Source organism: Vagococcus sp., assembly GCF_036639995.1.
GTDB lineage: Bacteria > Bacillota > Bacilli > Lactobacillales > Vagococcaceae > Vagococcus.
The window spans coordinates 1-14,651 of record NZ_JAVWHO010000028.1 but is presented as its reverse complement, the minus strand read 5'-3'; the positions used below and the strand labels follow the sequence as shown (position 1 = coordinate 14,651).

Below are 14,651 nucleotides of genomic sequence, written 5' to 3'. Positions count from 1 at the left end.
CACTACTTTCATTAAATATTAAAGATTTTCTGAAATAGCTCTTAAAATTGCTTTACCTACGCCGTCATTTACATTAGTTTCTGCTTCATATGTTGCGATTTGTTTCACACCTGGTTCAGCGTTTCCCATGGCAAAGCTAACACCAGCTACTTCAAGCATGGAAACATCGTTAAAATTATCACCAATGGTCATTACATCTGCTAAAGAAATCCCTTTAGCTTCTGCTATTTTAGCAACAGCCACCCCTTTTTGTGCTTCTTTGTGGTTTACCTCAATATTATTCGGAAAAGAAGACGTCACATGTACATCATCTAGTTTTTCAATAACCTCAGCAATTGGCTGTAGCACTTCTTGTCCACCGTCACTAAAAGTTATAATTTTTAAAACTTCTACCTCTGAGTTTTTTAGTAGCTCATCATAGCTCTCAACATAACTAATCGGAAGCATATTAACATGTGTTGAAGCCATAGCAATTGCCATTTTAAACGTAATATGTGGAATGTTTTCTGCTAATAATGTCGCGAAATTTTCCAAACGTTGCGGTTGGCTTTCTGAATAAACACCATGTGTCGTCATTAACTCAAAATATAAATTATTTTCTCTTAAAATCCCCATAATTTCTTTGGCAATTTTTTTATTAATAGAAATTGTAAAAATTTCATTTCCATCTGCATCAAATCCTTGAGCGCCATTTCCTGTGATCATGCCACAGCGAATTCCTGCTTCTTCAAGAGGTGGTTTAGCCTCACCATATGCTCTACCAGTTGCCACCATAAATTCAATACCTTGTTCTTGGGCTTTTAAAACAGCCTCTTTATTTTTTTCTGAAATAGCCAAATGAGACGTTAATAACGTACCGTCCATATCGGATGCAATCATTTTAATCAACTTGTTTAACCCCCTTGAAATAAGATAGTTATAGTTTACCATTTTTTACCCTTTGTAGCATTCTTTAAGGTGAATTATGATAGACTAAACCTCAAGAGGTGATACAAATGGAACTATCTATCCCAAATGATTGGAAAAATATATTAAACAATGAAACAAATAGAGATTACTTTAAACAACTAACCCAATTTTTAGAAACCGAATATAGCACACAAACGATTTTCCCGGCTAAAAACAATATTTTTAGTGCTTTAGAAGCTACTTCTTATGAAAATACCCAAGTCGTCATTTTAGGTCAAGACCCTTATCATGGTGACAATCAGGCACATGGTTTGAGTTTTTCTGTATTACCTGGCGAAAAAATCCCACCTTCACTAAGAAACATGTACAAAGAATTAGCCAATGATTTAAATATGGCAGAACCTAGCTCTGGTTACTTAATGCCTTGGGCTAATCAAGGAATTCTCTTGCTAAATACAGTATTAACTGTTCAAAAAGGAAAAGCTAATTCTCATAAAAATAAAGGATGGGAAATATTTACTAATCAAATTATCGAACAACTTAATCTTAGAGAAGATCCTATTATTTTTGTTCTTTGGGGCAAACCGGCTCAACAAAAAAAAACAATGATTGACACCAATAAACATTTTGTTGTTGAAGCTCCTCACCCAAGTCCTTTATCTGCGTATCGTGGTTTTTTTGGTAGTAAACCTTACTCTACTATCAACCAAATACTCACACAACAAGGTAAAAAAACAATTAACTGGCAACTGTAATAGCACACCTTTTCTTTCTGTTACATTGTACACAAACAAGTTCTATTATCTCGGCGTTTTTTAATAAAAACAGGAAAAAAACCTGTCCTTTTATTACTTTTAGTTGTATGATAGAATCGTGAGTAAAAGTATATAAACTGGAGGGTTTATTTGTGGAATTATTTGACGGATTAAAAAATAATATTAGTGGAAAAAACATGAGAATCGTTTTCCCAGAACCAACTGACATTAGAGTACTTGGTGCTGCAGTTCGTTTGAAATCAGACGGCTTAGTAGAACCAATCTTAATTGGTAATGTTGACAAAATTAAAGAAGTAGCAAGCACTCGTGGCTTATCAATTGATAGCCTAGACATTATCGATCCAGATAACTATGCTGGATTTGATAGCATGGTAGCTTCTTTCATCGAACGTCGTAAAGGTAAAGCAACTGAAGATCAAGCACGCACTATCTTAAAAGATGAAAACTACTTTGGTACTATGTTAGTATTCATGGACTTAGCTGATGGTTTAGTAAGTGGTGCTGTTCACTCAACTGGTGATACTATTCGCCCTGCTCTACAAATCATCAAAACAAAACCAGGCGTTAGCCGTACAAGTGGTGCTTTCTTAATGGTTGGTAACCGTGATTCTGAAAAATACATTTTCTCAGATTGCGCCATCAACATTAACCCAGACGCTCAAGCATTAGCTGAAATCGCTGTGGAAAGTGCTAAAACTGCTGAAATTTTTGGCATTGATCCTAAAGTAGCTTTATTAAGCTTCTCAACAAAAGGTTCTGCTAAATCTGATGAAGTGACAAAAGTCGCTGAAGCAACAAAAATTGCTAAAGAATTAGCTCCTGAATTCCCAATTGATGGTGAATTACAATTTGACGCTTCTTACGTGCCATCTGTTGCACAACAAAAAGCGCCAGACTCAAACGTTGCAGGAAGCGCAAATGTCTTTGTCTTCCCAGAAATCCAATCAGGTAACATTGGTTACAAGATTGCACAACGTTTAGGTGGTTTCCAAGCAATTGGACCAATCTTACAAGGATTGAACAAACCAATCTCTGACCTTTCTCGTGGATGTAACGAAGAAGATGTATACAAATTATCAATTATCACAGCATCTCAAGCACTACAAGAAAAATAAGGTGCTGAAAATATCGATTTGCTTTGAGTAACTGAAAATCAAATAAATTAATCTTGATTTTTAGATTAATTCATTTGATTGAAGTTACCGAAAAAGCAGATATTTGAAGCCCGTCTATCAGGTGCTAAAAATATCGGTTTGCTTTAAGTAACTGAAAATAAAAAAAGTCGTGCTAAGCATGGCTTTTTTTTTTAGTTTTCTTTATACTAGTATCACGATGAAGGAGGCAGTCATGAAAAAAATAAATTTAAACAATGAAGTTGACACAAAAAAACTAGCACAAGATATTGCCAACTTTACTCAAGCTGGAGATATTTACCTGCTAACAGGCGACCTAGGTGCTGGTAAAACAACATTCACAAAAGGATTTGCCTTAGGTTTAGGCATTGAGCAAATGATTAAAAGCCCGACATATACCTTAATTAGAGAATACGACACAGGGAGACTTCCGCTCTATCACATGGATGTTTACCGTTTAACAGATGGCGCAAGTGATCTTGGTTTAGATGAGTACCTTGAAGGAGACGGTGTATGCATTATTGAATGGGGACATTTGATTAAAGAGGATATCTTAACACCTTACATTGAGATGTTTCTTGATAAAACTGGGGAATCTGAGCGACAATTTTCAATGAAAGCAAACTCACCACTTGCTGCTGAAAAACTAACTGCCTTAACCACCCACTTACAACAACTAGGTTGGGCGATTTAATATGTGCCAATTAGATATCACTTTACGTGAAGCTACACCAAAAGATGCCAAAGAATTATTACGTATTATGACTGTTCTTAACAAGGAAACACCCTTTTTACTTGTCAATCAGCACTCACTCGAACTTGACGATACGGCAATGGCTAGACAAATTGATTTTATTTACGAAGAAGACAACCAACTAATTTTGCTTGCCTTTAACCACGATGAATTAATTGGTGTGGCCACTGTGATGGGCGAAATGGACCCACCACTTCGCCATATTGGGGAAATTGGTATTAGTGTTTTGAAAGAATACTGGGGTTATGGCCTTGGAACTGTTATGTTAGAAGAAATTATCTTTTGGGCAAATGAACACCAGCAAATCAAGCGCCTCGAGATAAAAGTCCAAGAGCGAAATGAGCGAGCCATTGGTTTGTATCAAAAGCTTCATTTTGAAACAGAAGGCATCATTCGTTGTGGTTTTTTATCAGAAAATAATGAGTATTTAAATGTCTTACTAATGAGTTTAATCATTTAAAAAATTAGCTATTAAATAACAAAACGTCTATTCCATTTTGGAATAGACGTTTTTTATTATTCTCTTTTTTCGAAATCATTTTAGTTCTATTTAGACTATTTTTACCAGTTTTTTTAACGGTTCAACACCATACTGTTCTTCTTGTCGGAGTAAAATTTCAGCGCACGCTAGGCTATCATCTAACGCGTTATGATGATTTTCTAAGTCAATTGATAAGTAATCACTGACCGTATTTAATTTGTGATTACTTAGTTCAGGATATAGTTTTCGACTAGTTCGAACCGTACACAGTGATAAGAAATGTGCGACTGGTAAATCGTAATAATCTAAGCAACTTGCCAATACACGATTATCAAAAGAAGCATTATGTGCAACAATTAACCGATTCTCTTGAAAATACGTCTCGATTTCTTGCCAAACTTCAACAAAACTCGGTGCAAATTCAACGTCTTCTGGATGAATCCCGTGAATTTGAATATTTCGCCAATTAAAAGATGTTTCCGGTTTAATCAATGAATAATAATTTCCTACAATTTGACTATCCTTTACCATCACTAAGGCTATTGAGCAGGCACTGTGTAATTGACCATTTGCCGTTTCAAAATCATATGCAATAAAATTCATCAGATCCTCCATTAACTATCTAGATTTCTTACTTTTCCCTTTGTTTGAACGTGACGACCCTTTTTTAGATTGTCCTTTTGATTTAGAACGACTCGATGTTGTCTTAGATTTTTTTGACCCACTCAACTCAGAATCAATCAAATCTTCTAAACTCTCTTTTTTAGTTGGTTGTTTTGCTTTCTTTTTCTTAGGTGCAGCTATTTCCTTATGTGTTGCTTGTTTATTATCTTTTGAATCTTTAAATTCTTCATATAAATCATCTTCAAAACTGTCATCTAATTCTTTTAATTTTTGTTTTTTACGTTTCTTGCGACTGGCTTTATTAATTTTTTTACGCTCTGCTGCCTCTTCGCGTTCTATTTTTTTCTTATACAAGAAGTAAGCCCCTGTTGCACCACCGACAACAACTAATATCGCAAGTAATGTCCAAAGCCAAGCTAAACTTTTTTTAGGTTCTTTTTCGGTTTTACCATTGTAGTTTTCGCTTGAAATATGAGTTGGTTCTTTTTCATCTTCTTCAGATTTTTTGGCTTCTTTTTTGCTTTTTGTTGTTTCTGTCGTTGTATCTGATGTTTCTTCTTCGTCCTTTTTAGGGTCTTTAATATCTACCCCATCACTTTTTTCTCTGGATTTACTTGAAGAGTCATCTGGCTCTTCCTCTTCATCCTTCTTATTATCTTTTTCAATCGTATTTTTTTCAAAGTTGAATCTGATGTCTGTTGAATTATCCCCTTCTGCGTCAAGCATTAAAATATGAGATATTTTAGCACCTTTTGGTATCGGCATTTCAAACGTCCCGTCATCTGACGCAACAATACTTCCGGCGATATCATTAATATAAATATTCGCATTTGGTTTTGACTTTCCATACAGAACACTTTTCTTTTCATCATATCTTAAATCATAAATCAATTGATCTTCTTTTTTTTCTTCAGCAAAAGCTGTTAAAGAACCAATCGAGACAAACATTATTATTAAGGCAATGATTGAAAAACATTTTCTCAGCTTCCTCATAACATTTCCTCTTTTCTATCTAAAAATTAAGGGTTAAAGCTACTGGGCAGTGATCACTGCCATACACATCCTTTAAAATGGATGCGTCTTCCAGTTTTTTTTCTAAACAATTAGAAACACAAAAATAATCGATTCTCCAACCTGCATTATTTTGTCTTGCATTAAATCGGTAACTCCACCAAGAATACGCACCTTCAAGTTCAGGATAGAAATAACGGAAGCTATCAGTAAAACCATTGGCTAAAAGATTAGAAAATGCCGCTCTTTCATCATCTGAAAAGCCTGGATTTTTGCGATTTGTTTTCCAATTTTTCAAATCAATGTTATTATGTGCTACGTTTAAGTCACCACATAAAACAACTGGTTTTTCCTCTTCTAATTTTTTTAAATAAACTAAAAAATCAGTTTCCCAAAGCATGCGATACTCCAAACGTTTTAACTCAGCTTGTGCGTTTGGTGTATAGCAGTTTACTAAATAAAAGTCTTCGTACTCTACTGTAATCACACGGCCTTCTTGGTCATGCTCTTCTATACCTATCCCATAATTAACACTTAATGCTTCCTTTTTACTAAAAACAGCGGTGCCTGAATAGCCCTTTTTCACGGCATAATTCCAGTATTGATGATAGCCCTCCAAAGCTAACTCAATTTGCCCAGCTTGTAACTTTGTTTCTTGTAAACAAAACACATCTGCATCAATTTCTTTAAATATGTCTTCAAACCCCTTTTTAACAACGGCTCTTAATCCATTAACATTCCACGAGATAAGTTTCAATGAGTAAATCCTCCTACTTAAAATTCATTAGTCACCTCTCATTTTAACATAGAAAGCGCCGATCAAAAATAAATAATCCTTTGAAAGGCAATAAGTTTTTTAAATTTTTCTTCACTCGTAGATAAAGGATAGCTTATTCCTTTCAAAATATGATAGAATAAGCCCGATGACTTATAGACGAAAGGGTAGTATAAATGAATAATACAAAAATAACTGCTGACTTGAAACCAATAAAAATGCTGTTTAATGAACCTTTATCACATTTTACTTATACCAAAACAGGCGGCCCTGCTGATTGCTTGTTATTCCCAAAAAGTACTGATGAAGTAAAACAAATTGTGGATTACTGCAATAACAATGATCTTCCTTGGTTATGTTTAGGAAATGCGAGTAACTTAATCGTACGTGACGGAGGCATTGAAGGCTTTGTTATTATGCTAAGTGAATTAAATCAAGTAACCATTAACGACACAACCATTACAGCTGATGCTGGAGCGAAATTAATCGATGTAACCTATAAAGCCCTTGAAAAAGATTTAGTGGGCATGGAATTTGCTTGTGGCATTCCTGGAAGTATCGGGGGTGCAGCTTACATGAATGCTGGAGCATATGGCGGTGAACTAGTAGATGTTTTCGAATCTGCTGAAATCATTTTAGAAGATGGACGATTTGTCACATTCAAAAAAGAAGATATGCATTTTTCTTATCGCCATAGCATCCTACAAGAAATGAAAGGCATTGTGTTAAACGTGACTTTTACACTTGAAAAAGGCAATCACGCTGATATCAAAGAAAAAATGGATGAGCTGACTCATCTAAGAGAGAGCAAACAGCCGTTGGAATACCCTTCATGCGGCAGTGTTTTCAAACGCCCTGAAGGACATTTTACTGGAAAACTAATTCAAGACGCTAACTTACAAGGTTTAAAATGGGGTGGCGCTCAAATTTCAACAAAACATGCTGGATTTATTGTCAACATTGATCATGCCACAGCAACAGATTACGTTGAATTAATTCAACATATCCAAAAAACAATTTTAAAAGAATTCGATGTCGTTTTAGAAACTGAAGTTCGAATTATCGGACGAGAAAAATAAACAAGAGGCTAACTAAAGTTGGCCTCTTGTTTTTAATTTAATATCTTTTGTTTTCCATAAATTGACTGATTGCCATTACAACTATAAGCAACACACATTGTAACGAAAAAGACCGGCATTAACTCATAACCAAACACTTCTCCTCCGATTAAAATGGGCGCTAAAAAGGTATTAGTAGCACTTCCAAAAACAGTCATATACCCAATAGCTGCCACAACAGCCACTGGTAAACCTATTAACGGAGCAACAACGGCTCCAAGTGCACTTCCTATGGCAAATAACGGTGTGACTTCTCCTCCTTGAAAACCAACAGATAGGGTTAGAATAGTGAACAGAATTTTTAATAAAAAATCATAAGAATATATGGGTTCCCCTGCTAAACTAGCACTAATTAAATTGCTACCCAAACCAGCATAACGACCGTGATGAATAACAAAAATCAAGATAGCAATCAATATCCCACCAATAAAAATACGTTGATAATTATTAGGTATCAGTCGTTTAGCTATCGACTTGCCTTTCGCTAAACTAGCAGAAAAAAAGCGACCGACTAAACCAAACAGTAATCCTAGCACCACTAACTTAACAACAAGTAACGGCGTAAAATCTAATCTACTCTCAATAAAAAAACTAAACTTTTCTAAACCTAGATAAGCAGATATAAAATACGCAGTAAATGATGCGATACTGGCAGAAAGTAACGCACGAATTTCTAATTTTCCAACAACTAATACTTCTAAGGCAAACAAAACAGCTGCCATCGGTGTTTGAAATAGACCAGAAAAACCTGCTGCCATCCCTGTTATCAGCGCAATTTGCGGCATATTATCCTTTGGTAAAAACACATGCCATTTTCTTTGACTCATCCAATGAGAAAGCGCTCCACCAATTTGAACGGCCACCCCTTCACGTCCTGCACTACCACCAAATAAATGCGTTAGCCAAGTAGACACGATAACAATCGGAATCAAACGAAGAGGAACCTCTTTAGTTTCGCCATGTCCCGCATCAAAGATTAAGCCCATTCCTTGTCTTGATTTGCCACCAAAACGCGTGTATAACCACTCAATAAAAAGCCCTGCTAGTGGTAAAAATAAAATCAAGTAACCAAAATAACTCACTCGCCAATCAGTTAACATAAGTAATACTTTCCCAAAAATAACTTCTAAAATACCAACTAATCCTCCAACAACTAAACTAAAAATAACTAAACCAATCCATTTTCTTTTATCCATCTCAAAAACTCCTTTTAAAAATAAAAAACTTCTACACACTTAAAAAAGCGTGCAGAAGTCATTAGCTTATTAGCGGTTTTAACAGATACGTTACGGGAGATCATCATTCCCTGATTTCTATAATAATACAGTTATTTTACGCCATTTTTTCTTTTTATTCAATGGGAGCTTTTCTTTTTTTTAACTCCTCATGATGAGAGGATACTTTTCCTCTATCTGTTGCTTTTGGATCAATTTTCTTTTTAACACTATTAGAAGCTTTAATTGCATCATGGAAAGACTCAGCTATCATACGTAGTTTACCATCATAAAAGGCGGCGTCTCCTGCTGCAAAAATTCCCTCAATCGAAGTTTCTCCCTGGTTGTTAATTTTAAAATACGTCTTCTTTTCAAGATCAAATTCAGTTGTTTCTTTAATCAATGGGTTATTTTTTTTCACCCCGTGACTTACTAAAACAGTATCAACCTCTAACCATTCACTTGTCTTATCAAGTAGATGAGTTAACTCAACTGAGTGAATGCTTTCTTCGTCTAAACTAGTAAATTTTGTTATTTTTTTATTTTCTATACAAATAACTTTATCATTAGTAGCTAGACTAGTTAGGTCAATTGAACTTCCCTTTTGCAAATCTTTTCGGTAAATAAAATAAACTTTCTTAGCTACATCGCTTACATTTTCTGCCCAACGAATTGCTTTTGCATTACTACCTGAGACCATCACCACTTTATCTCTAAATAACGCAACGTCTGGCATATCATAAAAAATAAACGTTGTTTCATAGGCAACTGGATAATCACTATCTAATTTTGTTGGTATACTAATTCCGGTTCCTGTCCCAATAATCACTGCTTTACTATAATATTTAGCATTATCATTAGTCTGTACACAAAACGCATCGTCTTCTTTTTTTATATCTATCACACTTTTGCCTAAAATAATTTCAGGCTCAAAAGTTTCAGCTTGAGTAATCAATGAATCAATAATATTTTTAGCTGGTTGGCCTACAAGACCGCCCACATCCCAAACATTTTTTTCTTTATAAACATTTAATTTACCACCTAAAAAATGTTGTCCTTCAATTAGCTGAACGGATAGGCCTCTTAACCCACAATAAAACGCACTGTACAAACCAGCCGGACCACCACCAATTATAATTACATCTACCATGCTACACCTCTTCTTAGTTATAAATGATAATAATTCTCACTTTATTAATCATAAAATAACATACTTAGAAATAGATAGCAAACCACTCAATCCTTAGCTTTGAACTATTACTTTTCTACTTTGAAGCTCATCATGATGAGAAGATACCATTCCGCCATCTGTCGCTTCTGGATCAATCTTTTTCTTTGCATGATTAGAAGCATTCACAGCGTCGTGAAAAGCTCCTGCTATTAGTCTGACTTTTCCATCATAAGACGCAGCATCTCCTGCAGCAAACACACCATCAACAGAAGTCTCACCGACTGTCGTTGTCTTGAAAAACAACTCATCTATCAGCTCAAACTCTGAAACATTATTAATGAGTGGATTATTCCTTTCAAATCCGTGGCATACAAGCACTTCATCCACGTCAATATCCTCAGCTATCTCGCTTACCACATGGCTAACTTTTACAGAATCAATTCGACTATTGTCTCGTGACGTAAAATCTGTGATTTTTTTCTCCATCAAGCAAGTGATTTTCTCATGACTTAGTACACTCTCAACCTCTGTTTCATAGCCTCTAAATAAGTCTTTTCGATACACTAAGTAAACTTTTTCGGCCACTTCTGCCAAAGCTTTAGCCCATTGGATAGCACTATCATTGCCCCCTGTTATCATCACTTTTTTTTGACGGAATGATTCAATAGACCCTACCTCATAGTGAAGATTACTTTTTTCAAAACTTTCCAGATAATCAAACTCTAGTTTTTTAGGTGTAATAATTCCAGTTCCTGTCCCTAAAATAACTGATTTTGAAAAATGTTGTTCTCCATCCTCTGTTTGAACGCAGAATTGATTTTTCTCTTTCGTTATATTAACTACCTTTTTCCCTAACACATATGTTGGCTCAAAAGCATCAGCCTGCTGAATTAAAGACGCTACAATATTTTCTGCTGGTTGCGGTGTCACACCACCAATATCCCAAATGTTTTTTTCTTTATAAACATTCAATTTACCACCCAAATAAGGTTTGGCTTCAATTAATTTGACACTCATTCCTCTTAATCCACAATAAAACGCACTATATAAACCTGCTGGACCACCGCCAACAATGATAACCTCTTCCATGTCACTTCTCCCCCTAAAAACGATATTGATAATCATTCTCAATAGATGTTTAAAAAAAATACCACCCATGTGATGACATTCATAAATTAACACACTTAAAAATGGATAGCAATCGGATTTTTTAACAAATATCATTCTTTGTTATTAATCTAAAACAAATTTACAGATAAAATAACGTTTATGATTTTATCGTTTTTACCTAAACACTATGATAACAACTTTATAAATCGTTTTCAAGTAATAAAACAAAACATTAAGAATTTCTAAATGTTCATAAATAATACCTTATTTTTCTTTTTTTATTATTATTAATGTGTTACAATTTTTTTCGAATTAAGTATGTTTTTTAAATAATATTTCTTCTAGAAAAATTTTATTTAACAAGCTTGCTTAACCATCATTTGTAAGTCAAACAGCAAACACAAATCTAGGGGGAATTTCATGTTTTTACTATTGCTGGAAATTGCGATTATGGTCGTCACTATTATTTACGGTTTATCAAAAGGTGGCGCATTAGGTTCTGGGGTATCTGCTATTGTTGCACTATTTATTATGTTGTTTATTTTCAAACTGCCGCCGTCATCTCCACCTGTTACTGCCGTCTTAATTATTATCTCCATCGGAATTGCTAGTGGTGCTTTACAAGCTTCTGGCGGAATGGACTATATGATTTCTGTAGCAACCAAGATCATTCAACGCTTTCCAAAAGCAATCACACTGGTTGCACCACTTGTTTGTTTCATTTTTGTTTTTGGTATGGGAACAGCGATGATTAGTTTATCTCTTGAACCAATCATTGCAGAAACAGCAATTAACTCTAAAGTTAACCCAAAAGGTGCTCTAATTAGCTCTGTTCTAGCATCAAATATGGCGTTGTTATGTAGCCCTGCGTCCTCTTCAACAGCTTTTGTTATTATGCTACTGATTCCTTTTAATATTTCTATGGCAACTTATTTAGCTGTTGTTCTACCAGCAACACTACTTTCAATTATTTTATTAAGCCTAATTCTTACAATCATTAATAAAAAAATACCATTTGATGAAACAACTCTTGCTAAAGCTGATACATGTTGTGAAGAAATCAGCCACACAAAAACTGCAAAATACTCAACATTAGTCTTTCTAGGTTGTGTTCTATGTATCATCATTTTCGGTCTATTTCCAAGTCTGTTGCCACAATATACAGTTGAAGGAAAAAGTGTTAAAATTGCAACAGCAGATCTTGTTCAAATGTTCATGTATCTATCTGCTGCATTAAATATCATACTATTTAAAGTTAAAACGTCACGCATTTTAAATGCCTCTGCCACCATGAACTCACTTGGCGCAGCCCTTGTTGTTCTTGGTTTAGGTTGGGTTGGCTCAACTATATTTGGTTCACCTGGCAATCAGGAAACATTAACATCAAGTATCGGTGAAGTATTAGCCAGCCACCCTTGGGTTTTAATTTTAATTTGTAGTTTTGTCGCAATGATTATCGGGGCTCAAACCGCTGTTGCAGCGATTATTTTCCCCTTAGCTTTGTCCTTAGGAATTTCACCAATTTTCTTAGTTATCATTGTGCAATGCTTGAACTTTAACTTCATCATCCCGGCTCAGCCAACACTACTTTTAGCCTGTGAATTGGACCGAACGGGGCGAACCAAAACAGTTAGTTTCATTTTACCTGGAATCGCTATTACGGCCTTTTCAATTATCTTGTCTTATGGCATGACTCTATTTATCTAAACGTCTATTCTAGGAGGAAATTTTATGTTTAAAACAATCGAAACACTTATTGAAAACAAAAAAGAAAGTTACTTCACTTTGAGCGATCGTATTTGGGATATTGCTGAGACGAAATTTCATGAGCGAGAATCAGCAAAAACAATTATGGCCGTTTTAAAAGAGGAAGGATTTTCCATTGAAACAAATATTGCTGACATCGACACCGCCTTTATTGCAACATATGGATCAAAAGGACCTGTCATTGGCTTTTTAGGTGAATACGATGCTCTTCCTGAATTAAATCAAAAATCAGGAGTAACTAAAAAAGAAACAGATCCAAGTTTTGGTACTACAAATGGTCACGGGTGTGGTCATAACCTACTTGGAACAGCATCTCTTGCTGCTGCAATTGCCACAAGAGATTACCTAAAAGAGCAAAATATTGATGCACAAATTAGATATTACGGATGCCCCGCTGAGGAGGGTGGCTCTGGAAAAACATATATGGCTCGCGCCCATGCTTTTGATGACTTAGACATGGCTATTTGTTGGCATCCTGGAACCGATAATGCCATTATCGGCTCTCCAACTCTTGCTAATATTCAAGCTGTTTTTGAATTTAAAGGCAAATCATCTCACGCAGCTAACTCACCAGACATGGGTCGAAGTGCTCTTGATGCAATGGAGCTGATGAATGTTGGTGCTAACTACTTAAGAGAGCACGTCACTTCTGAAGCACGTTATCACTATGCTGTTTTAGATGGTGGTGGTATGCAACCAAGTGTGGTTCAAGCTCACTCAAAAGTTTTATATTTAATTCGTGCACCTAAAGGCTATCAAGTAAAAGAAATTTATGACCGTATTTGTAAAGTCGCAGAAGGGGCTGCATTAATGACTGAAACCCAAATGACTGTTCATTTTGATAAAGCCTGCTCAAACTACATGCCAAATAAAGTTTACTCAAAATTAATGGCTGAATGCATGTCAAAAGTCGGAGCACCACAGTTTGATGACACTGATATTGCTTTTGCCAAAGAACTACATGCCTCATTATCAGAAGAAGATAAAAAATTCATGATGGTTCCACCTGTTACACCAATTGAAAAACAAGTACTTGCGGCCAATCAAGGAAAAGTCCTAGCTGATTACATTTATCCATATAACGAAGCACACTAGCAAACATTACAATGCCGGGTTCTACTGATGTTGGCGATGTTAGTTGGGTTGTTCCAACAGCTCAATGTATCATGGCAACAGAAGTTCAGAATACAGCTCTTCATTCATGGCAATGGGTTGCTAACGGTAAATCAGGTATTGCTAAAAAAGGCATGCTTCAAGCTGCCAAAGTAATGGCAACAACAGCTATTAAAGTGATTGAAAATCCTGAGTATATCACTCAAGCAAAAGCAGAACTTGAAGCAGTTACCAAACAAACACCTTATATCAATCCTATTCCAGCAGATGTTAAACCAAATAGTTTAGGATTATAAAAATTAAAAAAGTGTGCAAATAGAAATTGTCTATCTGCACACTTTTTGATTTATTCCAATACTTCTCTATTTTCTTTGGAAATATCTTTTTGCTGATCCTTTATAAAATCCATATTATCAAACTTATTAATTACATCAATATTGGATTTATTAATCCCACCTAAACCAGTGTCTACCATTTTCCCCCAACCTTTTAAAGGATCTTTTCCTTTAGCTCGTAGTTTATCGTTTTTAAGGCGTATTTTTTCTGATTTTAATAACTTTTTCTCCGTCATAAAAACCACTTCCTTTTTCTTTATTATATCAAGTATAATAAAAAAACTATTCTACGTTTGCATGGACATGTAGCACATTTTCATTTTAAATTTTTAAGAGAGCCTTTTATGAGCTTCTTTAAAC

Annotated in this window: 16 protein-coding genes and 1 riboswitch; of the genes, 8 read left to right on the top strand and 8 right to left on the bottom strand. The window is 35.1% G+C overall.

Translation table 11 applies throughout. The features are described from left to right. Window positions 1-18 precede the first annotated feature (18 nt). On the bottom strand, window positions 19-888 hold the full coding sequence (locus RR554_RS08005) for a Cof-type HAD-IIB family hydrolase (RefSeq protein WP_332467770.1): 870 nt from the start codon (window positions 886-888) through the stop codon (window positions 19-21). 107 nt (window positions 889-995) lie between these two features. Between RR554_RS08005 and RR554_RS08000 the strand changes: the two genes are divergently transcribed. From RR554_RS08000 to RR554_RS07985, 4 genes are all read left to right on the top strand, one after another. Beyond that, window positions 996-1,664 carry a uracil-DNA glycosylase gene (locus RR554_RS08000; protein WP_332463703.1) on the top strand — a complete coding sequence of 223 codons (669 nt, stop codon included), beginning with the start codon at window positions 996-998 and terminating at the stop codon, window positions 1,662-1,664. Between the two features lie 152 nt (window positions 1,665-1,816). Continuing rightward, window positions 1,817-2,800, top strand: coding sequence for a phosphate acetyltransferase (pta, locus tag RR554_RS07995; protein ID WP_332463702.1), 984 nt, complete (start codon window positions 1,817-1,819; stop codon window positions 2,798-2,800). Window positions 2,801-3,032: 232 nt separating this feature from the next. Beyond that, window positions 3,033-3,512, top strand: coding sequence for a tRNA (adenosine(37)-N6)-threonylcarbamoyltransferase complex ATPase subunit type 1 TsaE (gene tsaE, locus RR554_RS07990; RefSeq protein WP_332463701.1), 480 nt, complete (start codon window positions 3,033-3,035; stop codon window positions 3,510-3,512). A gap of 1 nt (window position 3,513) precedes the next feature. Beyond that, entirely contained in the window at window positions 3,514-4,032 is a 519-nt protein-coding gene (locus RR554_RS07985) for a GNAT family N-acetyltransferase (RefSeq protein ID WP_332467769.1), read from the top strand. A gap of 90 nt (window positions 4,033-4,122) precedes the next feature. Here the strand turns inward: RR554_RS07985 and RR554_RS07980 are convergent, their stop codons facing one another. The 3 genes from RR554_RS07980 to RR554_RS07970 are packed head-to-tail and all read right to left on the bottom strand — an operon-like array spanning window position 4,123 to window position 6,445. After that, window positions 4,123-4,656, bottom strand: a complete 534-nt coding sequence (locus RR554_RS07980) for a 3'-5' exonuclease (protein ID WP_332463699.1) — start codon at window positions 4,654-4,656, stop codon at window positions 4,123-4,125. A gap of 15 nt (window positions 4,657-4,671) precedes the next feature. Beyond that, window positions 4,672-5,670: a hypothetical protein gene (locus RR554_RS07975; protein WP_332467767.1), complete on the bottom strand. Its 999-nt coding sequence runs from the start codon at window positions 5,668-5,670 to the stop codon at window positions 4,672-4,674. A gap of 19 nt (window positions 5,671-5,689) precedes the next feature. Then, the gene (locus RR554_RS07970) at window positions 5,690-6,445 is read right to left on the bottom strand and encodes an exodeoxyribonuclease III (RefSeq protein WP_332467766.1); all 756 of its coding nucleotides are present in this window, start codon (window positions 6,443-6,445) and stop codon (window positions 5,690-5,692) included. Window positions 6,446-6,639: 194 nt separating this feature from the next. Here RR554_RS07970 and murB point away from each other — a divergent pair, with 194 nt between their 5' ends. Beyond that, on the top strand, window positions 6,640-7,542 hold the full coding sequence (gene murB / locus RR554_RS07965) for a UDP-N-acetylmuramate dehydrogenase (protein WP_332463696.1): 903 nt from the start codon (window positions 6,640-6,642) through the stop codon (window positions 7,540-7,542). Between the two features lie 32 nt (window positions 7,543-7,574). Here the strand turns inward: murB and RR554_RS07960 are convergent, their stop codons facing one another. The 3 genes from RR554_RS07960 to RR554_RS07950 form a co-directional block, all read right to left on the bottom strand. Beyond that, a complete protein-coding gene (locus RR554_RS07960) occupies window positions 7,575-8,777 on the bottom strand; it encodes a chloride channel protein (RefSeq protein WP_332463695.1) in 1,203 nt (400 codons plus the stop codon). A gap of 45 nt (window positions 8,778-8,822) precedes the next feature. Next, a riboswitch (Fluoride riboswitch) is annotated at window positions 8,823-8,897 on the bottom strand. Between the two features lie 34 nt (window positions 8,898-8,931). Continuing rightward, on the bottom strand, window positions 8,932-9,945 hold the full coding sequence (locus RR554_RS07955; protein WP_332467765.1) for an NAD(P)/FAD-dependent oxidoreductase: 1,014 nt from the start codon (window positions 9,943-9,945) through the stop codon (window positions 8,932-8,934). Between the two features lie 93 nt (window positions 9,946-10,038). Further along, a complete protein-coding gene (locus tag RR554_RS07950) occupies window positions 10,039-11,055 on the bottom strand; it encodes an NAD(P)/FAD-dependent oxidoreductase (protein WP_332463693.1) in 1,017 nt (338 codons plus the stop codon). A gap of 441 nt (window positions 11,056-11,496) precedes the next feature. Between RR554_RS07950 and RR554_RS07945 the strand changes: the two genes are divergently transcribed. Genes RR554_RS07945 through RR554_RS07935 form a run of 3 tightly spaced genes read left to right on the top strand, consistent with a single transcriptional unit; the run spans window position 11,497 to window position 14,252 of the window. After that, on the top strand, window positions 11,497-12,783 hold the full coding sequence (locus tag RR554_RS07945; RefSeq protein ID WP_332463692.1) for an anaerobic C4-dicarboxylate transporter family protein: 1,287 nt from the start codon (window positions 11,497-11,499) through the stop codon (window positions 12,781-12,783). Window positions 12,784-12,807: 24 nt separating this feature from the next. Next, a complete protein-coding gene (locus tag RR554_RS07940; protein WP_332467764.1) occupies window positions 12,808-13,938 on the top strand; it encodes an amidohydrolase in 1,131 nt (376 codons plus the stop codon). A gap of 11 nt (window positions 13,939-13,949) precedes the next feature. Further along, window positions 13,950-14,252, top strand: a complete 303-nt coding sequence (locus RR554_RS07935) for a hypothetical protein (protein WP_332463690.1) — start codon at window positions 13,950-13,952, stop codon at window positions 14,250-14,252. A 50-nt stretch (window positions 14,253-14,302) separates the two neighbouring features. On the opposite strand, the gene RR554_RS07930 is transcribed toward RR554_RS07935, so the two are convergent. Next, window positions 14,303-14,527, bottom strand: coding sequence for a hypothetical protein (locus RR554_RS07930; RefSeq protein ID WP_332463689.1), 225 nt, complete (start codon window positions 14,525-14,527; stop codon window positions 14,303-14,305). Window positions 14,528-14,651: the final 124 nt, after the last annotated feature.